This window comes from Streptomyces sp. NPDC048185, assembly GCF_043202495.1.
Taxonomy (GTDB): Bacteria; Actinomycetota; Actinomycetes; order Streptomycetales; family Streptomycetaceae; genus Streptomyces.
Window position 1 is genome coordinate 573,880 of sequence record NZ_JBIDAN010000002.1, and the last position, 16,705, is coordinate 590,584.

The 16,705-nt window shown below is 73.7% G+C and carries 16 protein-coding genes and 1 tRNA gene; 9 read left to right on the plus strand and 8 right to left on the minus strand.

Going from position 1 to position 16,705, the window contains the following annotated elements; all coding sequences use genetic code 11:
• Positions 1-7: 7 nt before the first annotated feature.
• Positions 8-562, minus strand: a complete 555-nt coding sequence (locus ACGF3H_RS08565) for a quercetin 2,3-dioxygenase (RefSeq protein WP_362494511.1) — start codon at positions 560-562, stop codon at positions 8-10.
• A gap of 176 nt (positions 563-738) precedes the next feature.
• Here ACGF3H_RS08565 and ACGF3H_RS08570 point away from each other — a divergent pair, with 176 nt between their 5' ends.
• The 3 genes from ACGF3H_RS08570 to ACGF3H_RS08580 all read left to right on the plus strand — a co-directional run bounded on the left by ACGF3H_RS08570 (position 739) and on the right by ACGF3H_RS08580 (position 2,655).
• On the plus strand, positions 739-1,191 hold the full coding sequence (locus ACGF3H_RS08570; protein WP_362494512.1) for a MarR family winged helix-turn-helix transcriptional regulator: 453 nt from the start codon (positions 739-741) through the stop codon (positions 1,189-1,191).
• A gap of 116 nt (positions 1,192-1,307) precedes the next feature.
• The gene (locus ACGF3H_RS08575) at positions 1,308-1,553 is read left to right on the plus strand and encodes a DUF5133 domain-containing protein (protein WP_362494514.1); all 246 of its coding nucleotides are present in this window, start codon (positions 1,308-1,310) and stop codon (positions 1,551-1,553) included.
• 202 nt (positions 1,554-1,755) lie between these two features.
• The gene (locus ACGF3H_RS08580) at positions 1,756-2,655 is read left to right on the plus strand and encodes a virginiamycin B lyase (protein WP_362494517.1); all 900 of its coding nucleotides are present in this window, start codon (positions 1,756-1,758) and stop codon (positions 2,653-2,655) included.
• Between the two features lie 94 nt (positions 2,656-2,749).
• On the opposite strand, the gene ACGF3H_RS08585 is transcribed toward ACGF3H_RS08580, so the two are convergent.
• Positions 2,750-3,097: a MerR family transcriptional regulator gene (locus tag ACGF3H_RS08585; RefSeq protein WP_362494520.1), complete on the minus strand. Its 348-nt coding sequence runs from the start codon at positions 3,095-3,097 to the stop codon at positions 2,750-2,752.
• Positions 3,098-3,954: 857 nt separating this feature from the next.
• Complete coding sequence (locus ACGF3H_RS08590) at positions 3,955-4,683, minus strand: dienelactone hydrolase family protein (protein WP_362494523.1); 729 nt, start codon at positions 4,681-4,683, stop codon at positions 3,955-3,957.
• A gap of 144 nt (positions 4,684-4,827) precedes the next feature.
• Here ACGF3H_RS08590 and ACGF3H_RS08595 point away from each other — a divergent pair, with 144 nt between their 5' ends.
• Together ACGF3H_RS08595 and ACGF3H_RS08600 are read left to right on the plus strand one after the other, a co-directional pair.
• A complete protein-coding gene (locus ACGF3H_RS08595; RefSeq protein ID WP_362494526.1) occupies positions 4,828-5,676 on the plus strand; it encodes an EamA family transporter in 849 nt (282 codons plus the stop codon).
• 130 nt (positions 5,677-5,806) lie between these two features.
• A complete protein-coding gene (locus tag ACGF3H_RS08600) occupies positions 5,807-6,259 on the plus strand; it encodes an ankyrin repeat domain-containing protein (protein WP_362494528.1) in 453 nt (150 codons plus the stop codon).
• Positions 6,260-6,311: 52 nt separating this feature from the next.
• Here the strand turns inward: ACGF3H_RS08600 and ACGF3H_RS08605 are convergent.
• A tRNA-Pro gene (locus ACGF3H_RS08605) sits at positions 6,312-6,385 on the minus strand.
• A gap of 100 nt (positions 6,386-6,485) precedes the next feature.
• On the opposite strand from ACGF3H_RS08605, the gene ACGF3H_RS08610 reads away from it, so the two are divergent.
• The 3 genes from ACGF3H_RS08610 to ACGF3H_RS08620 all read left to right on the plus strand — a co-directional run bounded on the left by ACGF3H_RS08610 (position 6,486) and on the right by ACGF3H_RS08620 (position 10,032).
• Positions 6,486-7,013, plus strand: coding sequence for a DUF309 domain-containing protein (locus ACGF3H_RS08610; RefSeq protein ID WP_362494531.1), 528 nt, complete (start codon positions 6,486-6,488; stop codon positions 7,011-7,013).
• A 92-nt stretch (positions 7,014-7,105) separates the two neighbouring features.
• On the plus strand, positions 7,106-7,879 hold the full coding sequence (gene cobF, locus ACGF3H_RS08615) for a precorrin-6A synthase (deacetylating) (protein WP_362494534.1): 774 nt from the start codon (positions 7,106-7,108) through the stop codon (positions 7,877-7,879).
• Between the two features lie 74 nt (positions 7,880-7,953).
• The gene (locus ACGF3H_RS08620) at positions 7,954-10,032 is read left to right on the plus strand and encodes an MDR family MFS transporter (protein WP_362494537.1); all 2,079 of its coding nucleotides are present in this window, start codon (positions 7,954-7,956) and stop codon (positions 10,030-10,032) included.
• A 44-nt stretch (positions 10,033-10,076) separates the two neighbouring features.
• Here ACGF3H_RS08620 and ACGF3H_RS08625 read toward each other — a convergent pair whose 3' ends face one another.
• Both ACGF3H_RS08625 and ACGF3H_RS08630 read right to left on the minus strand, forming a co-directional pair.
• Positions 10,077-10,826: a cobalt-precorrin-6A reductase gene (locus tag ACGF3H_RS08625; protein WP_362494540.1), complete on the minus strand. Its 750-nt coding sequence runs from the start codon at positions 10,824-10,826 to the stop codon at positions 10,077-10,079.
• Positions 10,827-10,966: 140 nt separating this feature from the next.
• Positions 10,967-11,707 (minus strand): DUF4232 domain-containing protein, encoded by a 741-nt coding sequence (locus ACGF3H_RS08630; protein WP_362494541.1) that lies wholly within the window; start codon positions 11,705-11,707, stop codon positions 10,967-10,969.
• Positions 11,708-11,985: 278 nt separating this feature from the next.
• On the opposite strand from ACGF3H_RS08630, the gene ACGF3H_RS08635 reads away from it, so the two are divergent.
• Positions 11,986-14,295, plus strand: a complete 2,310-nt coding sequence (locus ACGF3H_RS08635; RefSeq protein WP_362494544.1) for a helix-turn-helix domain-containing protein — start codon at positions 11,986-11,988, stop codon at positions 14,293-14,295.
• On the opposite strand, the gene ACGF3H_RS08640 is transcribed toward ACGF3H_RS08635, so the two are convergent.
• Together ACGF3H_RS08640 and ACGF3H_RS08645 are read right to left on the minus strand one after the other, a co-directional pair.
• Positions 14,292-15,065 carry a sulfite exporter TauE/SafE family protein gene (locus tag ACGF3H_RS08640; RefSeq protein WP_362494547.1) on the minus strand — a complete coding sequence of 258 codons (774 nt, stop codon included), beginning with the start codon at positions 15,063-15,065 and terminating at the stop codon, positions 14,292-14,294. The genes ACGF3H_RS08635 and ACGF3H_RS08640 overlap by 4 nt on opposite strands.
• Positions 15,066-15,125: 60 nt before the next feature.
• Positions 15,126-16,640 carry a long-chain fatty acid--CoA ligase gene (locus tag ACGF3H_RS08645; RefSeq protein WP_362494549.1) on the minus strand — a complete coding sequence of 505 codons (1,515 nt, stop codon included), beginning with the start codon at positions 16,638-16,640 and terminating at the stop codon, positions 15,126-15,128.
• Positions 16,641-16,705 lie beyond the last annotated feature (65 nt).

The following is a 16,705-nucleotide window of genomic DNA, read 5'->3' on the forward strand; positions in this document are numbered from 1 at the left end:
GGTGGCCTCAGCTTCCCGTGCGCCACTGGTGGCCGGGCAGGAAGGTCACGTCGTACTGCTGCGGCACGGTGGCGAACTTGTGCGGCTCGGGCACGAACGGCCGCTGTGGCAGGCCGAGTTCGTCCGTGTCGGTGCCGAGGGTCTCGAAGAAGCGCTCGAAGGTGCCGCCGGGGCCGGCGGCGACGCCGACGATCTGGCTGTGGTGCCGCTCGATGCGGTAGGCGTGCGGGCAGTTCTTCGGCACGAAGCCGAAGTCTCCGGCGGTGAGCAGCTTCTCCTCCTGCTCGCCTCGGAGGTCCTCCACGAAGAGCCGGACGGCGCCCTGCGTGACGAAGAAGACCTCGTAGGTGTCGGGGTGCGAGTGGGCCGGGATGATGTCGCCCTTGGGGCCCTCGCAGGTGAAGAAGTTGAAGGTGTTCTCGGTCTGCGGTCCGCCCGCGTAGACCGTGATCAGGTCGCCGAAGAGGTGGGCGCGGTCGCCCATGCCCTTCTCGATGAAGTAGGGCCTGCCCGGCTCGGCGGGGATGAGGGAGTGGGAGCGCCTGGCGAATTCGATGGTCATGGGGAGCCTCCGGCTGCACATTGTCAGGCTGCCTGACGTTGACGGTCGTCAGGCTACCTGACGATCGACTCGGGCGACACCCCCGTGACGGTGGGAACGGCCGGTGGGAGCGGGCGCCCGGAGCACCGCCCCGCCGGCCCGCCCGTATGCTCGTGGCCCGAGGAGTCCGAGGAGTCATGACACAAGCGAAGGAAGCCGCACCGAACATGCCCCTGCTGCTGGCAGGCGCCAAGCGCTGGTTCGACGACGCGCTCATGGCGAGCATGCGGGCGGCCGGTGAGCAGCCGCTGAGCAGTGCCCAGGGGCAGGTCTTCGCCCTTCTGGACCCGGAGGGCACGACGGTCGCCGAGCTGGCCCGCCGCCTCGGCGTCACCCGGCAGACCGCCCACCAGGCCGTGCACGGCCTGCTCGCGCTCGGCCTGCTGGAGCAGGTCCCGGATCCCTCCTCGGCGCGCAACCGGCTGATCCGCATCACCACGGAGGGCGTCCGCGTCCACCGCCGCGCCCAGGCGACGCTCGCCGTCATCGAGGATGCGCTCGCCGAGCGCATCGGCGAAGAGGCCGCGGCGGCCCTGCGCACGGCGCTGACGCTGCCGCGCGGGGAGCCGCCGGTGGTCCGGGCACCGTGAGACCGCCGACGCGGATGCATACCGGGTGACGACGGGGGCATACGGGTTTCCGGAAATCCGCAGTGACGGTTGACGCGGGACCGCCCGATCGGCCCGCCGGGGAAAGAGGTTGTGCTTTGTTGCTGCCCGCTGAGAAGGATCTGCGCGCGGTTCTGGCCCGTTTCGCCGAGGCCCGCTTCCGTCATGATCTGGAGCCCACCGGCCGTTCGAGCCGAGAGCTGGAGGACACCTCGTACACGCTGTGCGTGATGACGGGCACCCAGTCGGTGGACGAGGCCCTCAGCGCCGCCGACGCCCTTCTGGAGCAGTTGCGTGCGGGCCGCGAGCAGAACGTCAAGGCCGACCAGGGCCTGGCCGCCTGACCTGCCGCCGGGCACCGTGTACGGGCCGGGAGGTCGCGACGCCGACCGCCCCGGCCGTCGGCCGTGCCTGCAGCGGAGCTCCATGCACTCGGGCCGTCCGGCTGTCGTGAGCCACGCAGCGGATATCGAGGAGCGAGTGGGACCGTCGCCGGACTAGCATCCGCAGTCGCGTCCCATCCATCCCCCTACGAGGAACCCGCCCGTGCCGCATCGTCCGACTGTTTCCATCACGGAGTTCACCGTTTCCGATCGCGGGGCCGGACCCTACGGCATCGCGGCCGGGCCGGACGGCGCGCTGTGGTGCACCATGGTCCACCGTGGACGGATCGGCCGGATCACACCCGGCGGCAGCGTCACCTCGTACCAGCTGGAATCGGCCTCCGGCGGGCCGTCGGTCATCGCGGCGGGGCCCGACGGCGCGCTGTGGTTCACCGAGTTCCGCAGTCACCGCATCGGCCGCATCACCACGACCGGGGAGTTCGTCTCCTTCCCGCTGCCGACGCCGGGGGCCGGACCGTTCGGGATCGTGTCGGGCCCCGACGACGCGCTGTGGTTCACCGAGGCCGGCGCCGGCCGCATCGGCCGTATCACGACCGACGGTGACGTCACCGAGTTCCCCCTTCCGGTCGCGAACGCCTTCCCCTCGGCCATCGCGGCAGGCCCGGACGACCGGCTCTGGTTCACCATGAATCAGGCGAACGCGATCGGAGCCGTCGGGATCGACGGCACCGTCTCCGTCCATCCGCTGCCGACACCTGCGGGCGCTCCCGTCGGCATCACCGCCGGCGCCGACGGTGCCCTGTGGTTCGTCGAGATCGGAGCCGGCCTGATCGGACGGATCACTCCCGACGGGAAGATCACGGAATTCGCCCTGCCCGACCCCGCGTCACGCCCGCACGCCATCGCTGCCGGCGCAGACGGGGACTGCTGGTTCACCGAGTGGGGAGCAAACCGCATCGGACGGATCACCCCCGACGGCCGTATCGACGAACACGATCTCCCCCGCCCGTCCTCGGAACCGCACGGCATCGTCCAAGGACCGGACGGCGCGGTCTGGACCGCTCTCGAGATCGGTTCGATCGCACGCCTCGCGGTCGTCTGAACGCGGCCGCCGGCCGACCGGCGGCGGCGTATCCCGTCCCGGAGCGGTCCCCGGCCGGTGGGGCGGTCAGCCGTCCGCCCCGCGGGAATCAGCGTCAGACCGAGCTTTTCGGCTGCGTGCCGGTGCCCTGGGCCGCGCGGAGTTCTTCGTTGATGCGCTGGGCCTCTTCGAGCTGGTCCTCGAGGATGATGATTCGGCAGGCGGCTTCGACGGCGGTGCCGGCGTCGACCAGTTCGCGCGCGCGGGCAGCGATGCGCAGTTGGTAGCGGGAGTAGCGGCGGTGGCCGCCTTCGGAGCGCAGTGGGGTGATCAGGCGGTGTTCGCCCAGCGCGCGGAGGAAGGCGGGGGTGGTGCCGAGCATCTCGGTGGCCCGGCCCATGGTGTAGGCGGGGTAATCGTCGTCGTCGAGGTTGTCGGCGGCGCGGGAACTGCCAGGGGGCATAGACCTCTTCTTCCGGGGGACGCGTCGGGGGGCCCGGACGCCGACCGGCGTCCGGGCCCCGAGCTTTCCACACCATCTACCGGCTGACTGCGCCGGCCTTCTGTATCCGCAAGTTCCGCCTGGGAGGGCGGGCTTGCGGGGATCGCGGCTGCGTGACCGGGGACCACCTTCCAATCCGGGGTCTGCGGTACCCGGGCGGCTCCACCCACCCGGGCGATCCTGATGGCGTTCGGCTCCTTACCTCTTTCTGTCGATCTTTCCGTACTGCTGTGCGGCCGCGGGGCCGCTCGGCTTGACCTGCTCGCACGGCACCTCGTCTCTGCCGTGCCCTCCGACTTCTGGCTACACCCAGAACACTAGCGCTCGCCCCGGGCAATGTCTACACCCGCCAATGCAGATTTACTCCATCCAGGTCCATCCATATCTTCTGCCTGTCATGTCCGGAACCCATAACTGAGCGCGTCAGGCGGCGAGCCATCTCGACGGCACGGGGTCCGGCATCTGTCCGGCGACGGCATCCCCTTCACCTTCGAGCTGTTGCTGCGGCCGTCCGCTTTTCTCCAGCCCGGTGACGCGGTCGCGGACACCGCCGGCCGGGCGTGGCGGTTCGACGGCCCCCGGGACTGGACGGCCTTCGACGGGTAGTCCTGCTCACCCGCGCGGGAGTGCCCCGCACCGTCGAGGACGCAGACCGTGGCCGCGGGCACGGCGAGCGGTTCGCACCAGCGGACCGTCCGGGACCGGATGTCACTGACCGGGGCCTCGCCCACCCCCTGATCGGTCGCGCACCAGGTGGCACCACTAGGGCCGCGATCACTGGCGAACACGCCGCCTCGCGTCCCGAGTTGCCCGCCGGGTCACTCCGTCACGGGCAGGCATTCGGTGAGCAGGTCCACGACGTCGCGCCAGGCCCGCCGTGCGTGCAGCGGGTGGTGGCCGACGCCGGGGAGCAGCCGCTCGTCTCCCGACAGCGGGTGGTGGAAGGCGTGCACGGCGCCGCCGTAGACGACGAGCCGCCAGTCGACGCCCGCTGCCTGCATCTCGGCGGTGAACGCGTCGCGTTGCGCGGTCGCCATGATCGGGTCCTCCGACCCGACCCCGGCCCACACCGGGCAGCGGATGCGCGCCGCCTCGCCCGGCCGGCCCGTGATCAGTCCGTTGACCGTCGCGATCGCCCGCAGGCCGACGCCGTCCCGGCCGAGTTCCAGCCCGACGGCGCCCCCGGTGCCGTAGCCGACGGCGGCGACCCGTTCGGGATCGGTCCGCGGTTCGGCACGCAGCACGTCGAGCGCCGCGTGGCCGATGTCCCGCATCCTGTCGGGGTCGGCGAGCAGCGGCAGGCAGCGGGCCAGCATCTCCTCGGGATCGGTCAGGAGGCGCCCGCCGTGGAGGTCGAAGGCCAGCGCCACGTACCCCAGTTCGGCGAGCGCGTCGGCACGCCCGCGTTCGACGTCGCTGAGCCCCGGCCCCTCCGGTCCGAGCAGCACCGCGGGCCGGCGGCCGGTGCCGGCCGGCAGGGCGAGGTGCCCGCTCATCGTCAGACCGTCTGCGGCGTACTCGACCGTTCCCGTCGTCACCTTCGTCATGCGGCTCGACTGTAGTGAGCGCCGACAAGGGACGGGGCGTTGTTCTGCCGCCGGCAGAGCGCGGCGCGTGCGCAGGACATCGGCGGCGGTTCGCACGGGCCGTCCCGGCGGGATGGAGACGGCGGCGCCGGGCACGTGGAACGGATGGGTGCCCTTCTCGCGTTGGCTTCCGCGGTCTGCTACGGCTTCGTCGACTTCGCCGGCGGACTGCTGTCCCGGCGGGTCCACTTCGCCGTGGTCACCTTTCTCGGACAGGCCGGGGGCCTGCTGCTCGCGCTCGTGGCCGCCCTCGTGCTGCCCGCCCGGGCGGTCGGGCCGGCGGACCTGTTGTGGGGAACGCTCTCCGGGGCGGGCAGCGCCACGGCCATGCACTTCCTCAACCGCGGTCTGAGCCGCGGCGCCATGAGCGTGGTGGTGCCCGTGAGCGCCGTCACCGGGGTGGCCCTGTCCGTGGTGTGCGGGGTGCTGTTCCTGGGCGACCGTCCCACACCTCCGGCCTGGCTGGGCATCTGCCTGACCGTGCCCGCCCTGTGGCTCGTCTCCGCCGGTGGCACCCACCGCGGAGGCGACGGGAGAAGGAGGCCCGGACCGGCGCTGACGGACGGTCTGCTCGCCAGCGCGGGGGTGGCCGTGCAGTACATCGGCCTCGCCCAGGCGGATCCGGCGAGTGGTCTGTGGCCCGTGGCCGCCGGCCGCCTCGCCGCGGTGCTGCTCCTGCTGCCGGCCACCTGGCGGCACGCCCCCGAGTTCAGGAGGTCCGCGAGGTCGTCGGGCCGGGCCCTGCTCATCGGAGCGGGAGCGGCCCTCGGTCTCGTCCTCTATCTCTGGGCCACCCGACTGCAGATGCTGGCGGTCGCCGTCGTCCTGGCGTCTCTCTACCCGGCCGTGCCGACGGTCCTCGGGCTCGCCGTCCTGCGCGAGAAGGTCACCCGCGCACAGGCGACGGGCCTGGTGGGTTCGGCCGCCGCCGTGGTGCTGCTCAGCGTGGGGTGAGACGCCCTGGCCCCGCCCCGGGCCGACCGCACGACGACGCCCCGGGTCGTCCACTCCGCGTGCCCGGAAACACCCCGCCGGCGGAAATACCCCGGTGGCGGCGTACGGCTGCCCGCTAGGCTCGGTGATCGTGAACAGACGACGCCGAAAGAAACTGTCCGGGCGTCTCGTCGACGCCGCGCTGGTGGGTGACCTCACGCAGGTGCGCGCGCTGTTGCGCGCGGGCGCGCCGGCCGAGACGGCGGACTCCGCCGGCACCACGCCGCTGTACCAGGCGGCGGTGAACGGAGACGCCGGCATCGTCCGGGTGCTGCTGACGGCCGGGGCCTCGCCCGACACGGAGAGCGGGACCGGCTCGGAGGGGACACCGCTGTGCGGGGCGGCCTGTTGGGGCCACATCGAGGCCGTGCGCGCGCTGCTGGAGCACGGCGCCGACCCGAACGTGCGGGAGGACCACGGCACGGGCTGGACCCCGCTCGACTGGGCGACGCAGGGTGCGCATGCCGAGACCGCGGAGCTGCTCGCCGCGGCCGGCGCCCGGCCGCGGCCGGCGTCCGCGCCGACAGGTCCCGGGAACGCCTGAAGGCCGGTCCCGGATCTCTCCGGACCGGCCTTCGGCCTGCGACTCTCACGAGTCGGGACGACAGGATTTGAACCTGCGACCCCTTGACCCCCAGTCAAGTGCGCTACCAAGCTGCGCCACGTCCCGATGTGCTCGCGCGCGGTGCACCGCGCGATCACGCGGACAGCACTTTACCCCACACCCCGGGCCACGCGTGAGCGGGGGCGGGCGAGGGACAATCGGCTCCATGGACAGCCCTGCCGACAGCACAGCCTCGGACCGCCCGGTGGACTCACGGGACCGCGACGACGAGGGGCGGGCACGCAACGCCCGGCCGCGGGACGGGCTGGGACGCCCGCTGCCGTACGGCGCGGACGGCGTCCCCCGCCAGCCCGAGGGTGTCGTGCGGGCCCCGGGCGAGACGGTCGCCGAGGCCCAGCGGCTGCTGCACGAGGGCAAGCCCTTCCACGCGCACGAGGTCTTCGAGGACGCCTGGAAATCGGGCCCCGAGGAGGAGCGTGAGCTGTGGCGGGGCCTGGCTCAGCTGGCCGTCGGGCTCACGCACGCGGCCCGTGGCAACGTCACCGGCGGAGCCAGACTGCTGCGGCGCGGGGCCGGGGCCGTGACGGAGTGGGCGGCGTCGGAGCACGGGCGGGAGCGGCCGTACGGCATGGATCTGACCGCGGTCGCGGGGTGGGCCCGGGAGCTGGCGCGGGACGTGGAGGACGGCGTGCCGGTGGACGCCGGGGCCCGGGCGCCGCGGCTGCGGTGCTGACGCCCTCCCCCCACGGGACCGGTGAGCGGGCCGCCCGCGGCCGGGGGCAGCCCGGCCGGGGCCCCGCCGGCGGCGTACGGCAGACTCTTGGCGTGCGGAAGATTCATGTCATCGGTATCGGCGCGGGCGACCCCGACCAGCTCACCCTCCAGGCGGTGCGGGCCCTGCGGAGCACGGACGTGTTCTTCGTCCTGGACAAGGGCGAGGCGAAGGCGGACCTGGTGCGACTGCGCCGGGACATGCTGACGACGCACGTGCCGGAGGGCACCTACCGGGTGGTCGAGGCGCGCGACCCGGAGCGGGACCGCACCGCGGGCGGCACGGCGTACTCCCCCGCCGTCGGGGACTGGCGCAGCGCCCGCGCCGGCATCTACACGCGGCTGATCGCCGAGGAGCTGGGCGAGGACGAGAGCGGCGCGTTCCTGGTCTGGGGCGATCCGGCGCTGTACGACAGCACGCTGGGCATCCTGGAGGAGATCCTTGACGGGGGCACGGTGGCGTTCGAGTACGACGTCGTGCCCGGCATCAGCAGTGTCTCCTCGCTCGTCGCCCGGCACCGGACCGGGCTGAACCGGGTCGCGCGCCCGGTGCAGATCACGACCGGCCGGCGCCTCGCCGAGGGCTTCCCGGAGGGCGTGGACGACGTGGTGGTGATGCTCGACGCCCACCAGGCCTTCCGGCACTACGCGGACCAGGACATCGACATCTACTGGGGCGCCTACCTGGGAACCCCGGACGAGATCCTCGCCTCCGGCCCGATCGCCGAGGCCGCGCCGCGGATCGAGCGGCTGCGCGCCGAGGCCCGGGAGCGCAAGGGCTGGATCATGGACACGTACCTGCTGCGGCGCAACCCGAAGGATCACTAGGCGCTGTCGCCCGGCGGTACCCGGGCAGACCGTCCCCGCATGCGTGGCCCGTGCACGGGTGTGATCGTGACCTCGTGACAGTCGCCGAGGGAACGCCACGGACCGCCGCCGCCCAGCCGCCCGTGCTGGACAGGCGACGCCGCAACGTCGTCTTCGTCACGATCATGCTCGGCATGCTGCTCGCGGCCCTCGACCAGACCATCGTCGGCACCGCCCTGCCGACGATCGTGTCGGACCTCGGGGGCGCCGCGCACATGTCGTGGGTGGTCACCTCGTACCTGCTCGCGGAGACGGTCGCGACGGTGCTGGTCGGCAAGTTCGGTGACCTGTTCGGCCGCAAGGTGGTCTTCCAGGTCTCGGCGATCGTGTTCATCACCGGCTCGTTCCTGTGCGGGCTGGCCACGGACATGCTGCTGCTGATCGCCTGGCGGGCCATGCAGGGCATCGGCGCGGGCGGGCTGATGGTGACGTCGATGGCGCTGATCGCGGACGTCATCCCGCTGCGGGAGCGCGGCAAGTACCAGGGCGCCATCGGCGCGGTGTTCGGGGTCGCGACGGTCATCGGGCCGCTGCTGGGCGGGCTGTTCACCGACCATCTGTCCTGGCGCTGGGCGTTCTACGTCAACGTGCCCATCGCGATCGTCGTGGTGATCGCCGCCGCCCGCACCATCCCGGTGGTGAAGTCGGCCGCCCGGCCCGTCATCGACTACCTCGGCATCGCGCTGGTCGCCGTCGGTGCCAGCGCGCTGATCCTGGGGACGAGCTGGGGCGGCAACGAGTACGCCTGGGGCTCGGGCGTGATCATCGGCCTGTTCGCGGGCGGTCTGCTCGCGCTCGCCCTGTTCTGCCTGGTGGAGACCCGGGCGGCCGAACCGATGCTGCCGATGCGGCTGTTCGCCAACCCGGTGTTCACGGTGTGCTCGATCCTCAGCTTCATCGTCGGCTTCGCGATGCTCGGCGCGCTGACCTATCTGCCGACCTATCTCCAGTACGTCGACGGCGACTCGGCCACCGTCTCCGGGGTGCGGACGCTGCCGATGGTGGCCGGGCTGCTGATCGCCTCGGTGTTCAGCGGCAGCGTGGTCAGCAGGACGGGCCGGTACCGGCTGTTCCCGATCGTCGGCACCCTGGTGATGGGCGTCGGTCTGTACCTGATGTCGCTCATGGGGCCGTCCACGGGCGCCGAACTGGAGTCGCTCTACATGTTCGTGCTGGGCTCGGGCATCGGCCTGTCGATGCAGGTGCTGACCATCGCCGTGCAGAACACCGTCGACTACGCCGACCTCGGCACGGCGACCTCCGGCGTCACGTTCTTCCGCACCCTGGGCAGCTCCTTCGGCACCGCCGTGTTCGGCACGATCTACGCGGGCGCTCTCGGACCCAACCTCCGGGACGGCATCGCCGCCGCCGCGCGGACCGGCGCCGCGGATCCCGCGGTGATCAGCGGGGCGGCGACCAGTCCCGCGGGCGTGCACGGGCTGCCGCCGGACGCGGCGGCACCGGTCATCGACGCGTACGCCGACACCATCCAGACCGTCTTCCTGTGGACGGTGCCCGTGGCCGGCCTCGGACTCGTCGTCGCGCTGTTCCTCAAGCAGGTGCGGCTGCGCGACAGCGCCCGCGCGGGCTCCACCGACATGGGCGAAGGCTTCGCCTCACCGCACGACGCGGACAGCAGGCGGACGCTGGAGGCCTCCGTCGGCAAGATCATCGGCGGTACGGAGCTGGACACCGCCCGCCGCATCATCGCGGACAGCGACACCCGGCTCGACGTCGCCGGCGCCTGGGCCGTCATGCAGGTCGAGCTGTTCACCCGGCTGGTCGGCCACGCCGGCCTCGGCCTGATCGCCGCCCGCCGCCGGCTGCCGCCGGAGGTACTGCTGCCGGTGTTCGACCGGATGGTGGAAGAAGGCTTCCTGACCCGGGACGGTTCGCTGCTCTCGCACACCGAGGCCGGCGTCCGCGAGGCCCTGGTCATCGGGCGGGCCTGGGCGGACTGGCTGGAGGACCGGGTGGAGCGGGACCTCGGCCGCCCCTCGGACGCGGACCTGCGGGTCGCCGTGCACGCGATCGCCAAGCGCCTGCTGGTCGAGGACCTGAGCAACGGCCTGCCCTCCCGGAGCCGGGAGCGCGTCCCCGAGACGGCGCACTGAGGCGGCCCGAGGGGCGGCGAAGGAGCAGGGCCGGGCGCCCGGCGTCAGGGTCCGCCGAGACCCAGCCGCCGCAGGACGCCGGCCACGTCGGCCACCACGGGCACGCCTTCGGGCAGCGGGGGTCTGCGCACGACCACCACCGGCAGGGAGAGGTCCCGGGCCGCCGTCAGCTTGGCCGCGGTGGCGGCTCCCCCGCTGTCCTTGGTCACCAGTACGTCGATGCGGTGGTCGCGCAGGAGGGCGGTCTCCTCGGCCACCGTGAACGGGCCGCGGGCCAGCAGGATCCGGAGGTCCGCCGGGAGGGGCGGCTCGGGGGGCTCGACCGAGCGGGCGACGAAGTGGAGGCCGGTCAGGTGCGCGAAGGCCCGCAGGCCCAGACGGCCGGTGGTCAGGAAGACGCGGCGGCCGAGGCCGGGCAGCAGGCCGGCCGCCTCCGGGAGGGAGGCGGCCGGGTGCCACCGGTCACCGGGGCCGGCGTGCCAGCCCGGCCGGCGCAGGATCACCACCGGGGTTCCGCAGTCCGCCGCGGCCCGCACCGCGTTCGCCGTGATGGTCTCGGCGAAGGGGTGGGTCGCGTCGACGAGGGCGTCCACGCGGTGCTCGCGCAGCCACGCCGCCAGCCCCTCCGCGCCGCCGAAGCCGCCGGTCCGCACCTGGCCCGCGAGCGCGCCCGGCCGGGTCACCCGCCCCGCCAGCGACGTCGTCACCCGCACCCCGGGCCGGTCCGCGAGGACGGCGGCGAGGCGGCGGGCCTCGGTGGTGCCGCCTAGGACGAGGACGTGCGGGATCGGCATGGCGTCGAGGGTACGAGGTGCCTGCTCCGGGCGTGCCGCCGGATCCGGTGACAGGCCGCGCTCGCACCGGTGCGGGCCCTCGGCCCCGACGCCGGTGCGAGCACGTCCGCGGGGGCGGCTGCCGTCCCCCGCGGCGGAGTTCAGAAGTCGTCCGCCCCGTTGCGCAGTTCGGGCGTCCAGTAGCCCGTGAGCGCCTTCGCCGGGTCGACGGCGATGCCGTCGCTGCCGGGCGCGGTCACGGCGATGACCGTGGAGTCGCCCTCCAGCACGACGGAGAACGCCGACACGGGTTCGTTCTCCTCGTCGACCCCGCCGTCCGACAGCTTCACCAGGGCGTACGCCGGGGCTCCCGCCTCGAGCACCACCGGCGAGGCCGGCTTGCTCTTGGCGACGGACGGGACGTCCTGCTTGTGGCTCTCCAGGAACTGGATGTGCGGGAAGCCCGTCAGCCGGCAGGAGTGCCGGGTGCTGTTGCGCGCCGTGAGGACGATGTGGGTGTAGGGCGGACCGTCCTGCGTGGCGGCGGTGACGCGCACGTCACCGGCGGTGCAGACCGGGGTGGCGGCCGCCACCTGCTTGCCGCTCGCACCGCTGTCGCCGGCGGAGGCGTCGGCGGAACCGGCCGATCCGTTCGGCCCCGCCGCGCGCGCCGGGCCGCCCGGCGCCGTCGCGTCGGACGTGCCGGACGTGCCGGCGCCCGGGCCGGCCGCCGCCCCGGCGGACGCCCCGGCGGACGCCGGGGTCGACGCCACCGTGGCCGCCGTGGACGGCGCGGACGCCGACTCGGTGTCCGCGTCGCTCTGGCAGGCGGTGAGGGACATCACGAGTGCGGTGCCCGCGACGGCGAGCAGGGTGGAGCGGCGGCGCAGAGCGGTGTTCATGTGGAGGATCCCCGTTCGGTGAGCTACGGCACGCATGCCACGGTCGTTCGACGGCGGCCGGCCGGAGCCGTTCCCGGGCCCGCACCGGCGCCCTCCCCGGCGGACCCGTCCGCCGAGGGCGTCGGGACCGCGGTCCCGGGAGGGGCGTTCCGCGTCGGCCATCAGTCGATCATTTCCGGTCCCGGCCGCCCAGGCGGTTCTCCCGGCAGGAGTCCCGTCGGCGATACTTCTGCCGGTGGCTCGCATCCGTACGAGCCGGACGATCGGGGACATCGACGGTGCGTCACGGCACGCCCTCCACGGGGGACTTCGGGCAGCGGTTGCGGCACCTGCGGGGCCGCGCCGGGCTGAGCCAGGAGGCACTGTCCCATGCGGCGGGGGTGAGCGTCAGGGCCTTGGCCGACATGGAGCGCGGGCGCACCCGGGGGCCTCAGCGCCGTACGGTGCAGGCGCTGGCCGAAGCCCTGGGACTGGACGACGACGAGGCGGTGGGTCTGGAGAAGACCGCCGCCCTGGGCCGGCCGCGCCCGCGGACGGAAACCGGCCCGGCCGGCTCCAACACCCTGTCCCTGCCGCGCGACATCCAGGACTTCACCGCCCGCGGCCCGGCCCTCGCCCGGTTGCTGGACCTCGCGCGGGACGCCGGACAGGACCGGCCGGTGGTCACGCTGGTCGCCGGGCAGCCCGGTCTGGGCAAGACCGCGTTCGCGGTGCACGCCGCGCACCGTCTCGCCCCGCACTTCCCGGACGGACAGCTCGCGCTGGACCTGCACGGCATGGATCCCGAGCCGACCACCCCACGCGACGCGCTGGCCCGGCTGCTCGGCGCGGTGGGGGTCGCCGACGCGGCGATACCGGCGGGCACCGACGACCGTGCCGGTCTGTGGCGGTCCCTGGCCGCCGAGCGGCGCATGCTGCTGCTCCTGGACAACGCCGCCGACGAGTCCCAGGTCGGCCCCCTGCTGCCCGGCACCGGCCCGTCCCTGACCATCGTCACCAGCCGCCACGCCCTGGCGGGACTGGAGTCCGTGCACCGCACCGATCTGGCCCTGCTGCGGCGGGAGGAGGCGGTGGAACTCCTGACCCGCATCATCGGCGCGGACCGGGTGCGGGCGGAGGCGCAGGCCGCACGCGACCTCGCCGACCTGTGCGGGCATCTGCCGCTGGCCGTCCGGATCGCCGGTCAGCGGCTCCTCAGCCGGCCGCACGAGCGCCTCGGCAAGCTCGTCGCCCGCCTCGCCGCCGAGGGCCGGCGCCTGGACGGCCTGCAGGCGGGCAATCTGCGGGTGCGGGCCACCTTCGCGCTCTCCTACCGGCAACTGCCGCCGGGCTCCCGGACGGTGCTGCGCCGCGCCGCGCTGTCCGCCGGGGCGGACTTCGGCCCCGAGACCGCCGCCCTCCTGGCCGGAGTGTCCCACGACGAGGCGGTGGCCTGCCTGGAGGAACTGACCGACGCCGGGCTGCTCCAGAGCGATGCCGCCGCCGAGCGGTACCGCTTCCACGACCTGCTCCGGCTCTACGCGGCCGAGCAGGTCGAGGCCGAGGACGGCCCCGGGGTCCGGGACGCCGCCCTCGACCGGACGGCGGTCTGGATGCTGCGCCGGGCCACCGCCGCCGCGCTCCACTTCGACGTCGCCCACGAACGGACCGCGGGTCAGGGCGACCCTGCCCCGGAGACGGCACCCGTGGGGCGGGACGAGGCGCGGGCCTGGCTGGAGGCCGAGCGGGCCCAGTGGCTGGCGGCGCTGCGCCGGGCCCACGACGCGGGCCGGCACCGGGAGGTCCTGGACGCGGCGGTGGCCATGCACTGGTTCTCCGACCTCAACCAGCACTGGGAGCAGTGGGTGGAGGTGTTCCGGCGCTCCTCCGACGCCGCCCGTGCCCTGGGGAGCAGGCGGGAGGAGGCCGTTCACCTCAACTACCTCGCCTGGGCCTACAACCTGTGCGTGCACGACCCGCACGCCGCTCTGGCGAGCGCCGACGCCGCGCTGGCGGCGGCCCGCGAGTGCGGGGACGGGCTGCAGGAGGGCTGGGCACTCGGCTACGGCGCGGGCGCGATGCACCGGCTGGGCCGCGCGGAGGAGGCCCGGGCGCGCCTGCGCGAGGGGGCCCGCTGCCTCGCCTCGCAGGAGTCGCCGCAGGCCCGGCTGGCCGAACTGACGATCCTCAACTCCCTGGGCACGCTGCTGCGCCAGACCGGGCGGCCGGCCGAGGCGCTGGAGATCCACCGCCGCAGCGAGCGGATCTGCCGTGCCGGGGTTCCGGGCCGCACGGCCGAACTGATCGCGCTGTACCACGCCGTCGCCCGGCAGCAGATCGGCAACGACCTGGCGGCCCTGGAACGCTGGCAGGAGGCCGAAACGCCGCTGCGGCAGGCCCTCGCCGCCTTCGGCGCCGCGCAGATGCCGGCCTGGACGGAGCAGGCCCGGCTGGACCTGGGCAAGGTGCTCGGCGGCATGGGGCACCCGGACGCCCGGGAGACGCTCCGCACCGCCCGCGACGCCCTCTCCGCGCTCAGGAGCCCGCGCCTGGGCGAGGCCGACGCCGCCCTCACGACGCTCGACGAGGCCGCCGCCGGGGCCGTCTAGCGCAGCAGCAGTTGCAGGCCCCCCACCACGGTCGCCGCGATCACCAGTCGCTCGAACAGCCGTTGGTCGATCCGCTTCACGGCCCATCTGCCGAGGAACGCGCCGGGCACCACGAACACCAGGAGCAGGGCGTCCAGGAGCAGCGAGCGGCCGTCGATGAGGCCGAGGCCGGCGCTGAAGGGCAGCTTGGAGACGTTGACGATGAGGAAGAAGAAGGCCGAGGTGCCGAGGAAGCCGAGCTTGCGGAAGCCCGCGGAGAGCAGGTACATCGACATCACCGGGCCGCCCGCGTTGGCGACCATGGTGGTGAAGCCGCCGAGGACGCCGTAGGAGCGGGCCTTGACGCGACCGGCCCGGGAGGTGATCTCGTCCGGCGGTTCGGCCGCATCGGCCTGCCGCCTGCGCCAGACCGTCACGGCGGCCATGAACAGCAGGATCACGCCGATCGACGTCCGTACGACCGTGTCGTCGGCCCACACCAGGAACACGGTGCCCACGATCACGCCGGCCCCCACCGCGGGGAACAGCCGCCACAGCGTGGGCCAGTGCGCGTGGCGCCGGTAGGTGAGGACGGCCAGGACGTCACCAGCGATCAGGACGGGCAGCAGCACGCCGGTGGAGGCCCGGGCCGGCAGGACCGCCGCGAAGATCGCCAGACTGACCGTGTTGGCCCCGCTCACGGCGGTCTTGGAGAAGCCGACGAGCAGGGCCGCGAAGGCGAGGGCGGCGAATTCCCAGCCGGTGAGGTGCCAGAGCGTCATGGTGTCCATTGCGGGCACCGATGCTATGCGCACCCGGCCGGCGCCGGTAAGGACCGTCTCGTCAGATGATCACCGACGGCCGGCGTACCGCGCCCGCAGTTCCCGCTTCAGCACCTTCATGCTCGGGCCCAGCGGCAGCGCGTCCGTGAACTCCACCCGGCGGGGGTACTTGTACTTGCCGAGGTGCTGCTTGGACCACTCGGTGATCTCCGCAGCGTCCGGCGTCGCGTCCGGCGCGGGGACGACGACGGCGCACACCTCCTCGCCGTGCAGTTCGTCCGGCAGGCCGATGACGGCGACCTGGGCGATGGCGGGGTGGCGCATCAGCACCTCCTCGACCTCGCGCGGATAGACGTTGTAGCCGCCGCGGATGACGATGTCCTTCTTCCGGTCGACGATCCGCAGGAAGCCCTCGTCGTCCTTGGTGCCGAGGTCCCCGGTGCGGAACCAGCCGTCGACGAGCGCCTCGGCGGTGGCCTCGGGGCGGCCGAGGTAGCCGGAGAAGACGTTGTGGCCGCGCACGACGACCTCGCCCAGCTCGCCGGGCGGCAGCAGTTCGACGCGGTCCTCGGTCTCCGCGCGGGCGATCTCGACGTCGACGCCCCACAGCGGGTGGCCGATGGTGCCGGGCTTCGTGCCGAACACCGGCTGGTTGACGGCCGCCGCGGGCGAGGTCTCGGACAGCCCGTACCCCTCGTAGATCTTGGCGCCGAAGGCCTTCTCGAACCGCTCCAGCACGGCGACGGGCAGCGAGGCGCCGCCGGAGATGCACACCCGCAGGTCGGGCAGGGCTCCGGCCTCGGCCGCCGCCGCGGCGAGGGCGACGAACATGGTGGGCACCCCGTGGAAGGTGTTGACCTTCTCCCGCACCATCAGCTCGATCGCGCGCGCCGCGTCGAAACGGGGCAGCAGCACGAGGGTGGCCCCGGCCCGCCAGGTGGAGTTGAGGGAGACGGTCTGGCCGAAGGCGTGGAACAGCGGCAGCGCGCCGAGCGCGATGTCGTCGGGGCGGATGTCGTTGGCGTCGAAGGCGTTGACGGTCGCGTTCATCACCAGGTTGAAGTGGCTGAGCACCGCGCCCTTGGGCACGCCGGTGGTGCCGCTGGTGTAGAAGACGACGGCCGGGTCGTCGGCGTCCCGGGTCACGTACGACGGCAGCGGTTCGGCGTCGGCGGCGAGCTTGCCGAGTTCGTCACCCAGGACGACGACCCGTACCCCGGCCTCCCGGGCGGCGGCCGCTCCGGTCTCCGCCTGCGCCGGGTGCACGAGCAGCAGGGTCGCTCCGCTGTCGGTGAGGACGTGCCCCACCTCCGCGGGGGACAGCAGCAGGTGGACCGGGACGACGACGGCGCCGGCCGCGGCGATCGCGTAGTAGGCCTGCGGGAAGTCGGCGGTGTTCGGCGCCATCAGGGCGACCCGGTCCCTCGGCCGGACGCCCAGGTCCACCAGGGCCCCCGCCTGGGCGCGGGCCCGCTGCCACACCTCGGCGAAGGTCAGCCGCAGGTCGCCCTCGACCAGTGCCTCCTTGTCGGGACGGCGCCGGGCGTTCTCGGCGAGGACGGCGGCGACGGAGAGGGTTGCCATGGGGTGTTGCTCCGTTTCCTTGCTGCGGCTCTGCAGTGGGGTCGGTGGGTGACGGCGGACGGCGC

Excerpts from the sequence above, each read along its gene's own strand:
- ACGF3H_RS08565 (WP_362494511.1), bottom strand. The coding sequence starts at position 562 with ATGACCATCGAATTCGCCAGGCGCTCCCACTCCCTCATCCCCGCCGAG.
- ACGF3H_RS08570 (WP_362494512.1), top strand. The coding sequence starts at position 739 with ATGACACAAGCGAAGGAAGCCGCACCGAACATGCCCCTGCTGCTGGCA.
- ACGF3H_RS08585 (WP_362494520.1), bottom strand. The coding sequence starts at position 3,097 with ATGCCCCCTGGCAGTTCCCGCGCCGCCGACAACCTCGACGACGACGAT.
- ACGF3H_RS08590 (WP_362494523.1), bottom strand. The coding sequence starts at position 4,683 with ATGACGAAGGTGACGACGGGAACGGTCGAGTACGCCGCAGACGGTCTG.
- ACGF3H_RS08595 (WP_362494526.1), top strand. The coding sequence starts at position 4,828 with ATGGGTGCCCTTCTCGCGTTGGCTTCCGCGGTCTGCTACGGCTTCGTC.
- ACGF3H_RS08610 (WP_362494531.1), top strand. The coding sequence starts at position 6,486 with ATGGACAGCCCTGCCGACAGCACAGCCTCGGACCGCCCGGTGGACTCA.
- ACGF3H_RS08625 (WP_362494540.1), bottom strand. The coding sequence starts at position 10,826 with ATGCCGATCCCGCACGTCCTCGTCCTAGGCGGCACCACCGAGGCCCGC.
- ACGF3H_RS08630 (WP_362494541.1), bottom strand. The coding sequence starts at position 11,707 with ATGAACACCGCTCTGCGCCGCCGCTCCACCCTGCTCGCCGTCGCGGGC.
- ACGF3H_RS08640 (WP_362494547.1), bottom strand. The coding sequence starts at position 15,065 with ATGGACACCATGACGCTCTGGCACCTCACCGGCTGGGAATTCGCCGCC.
- ACGF3H_RS08645 (WP_362494549.1), bottom strand. The coding sequence starts at position 16,640 with ATGGCAACCCTCTCCGTCGCCGCCGTCCTCGCCGAGAACGCCCGGCGC.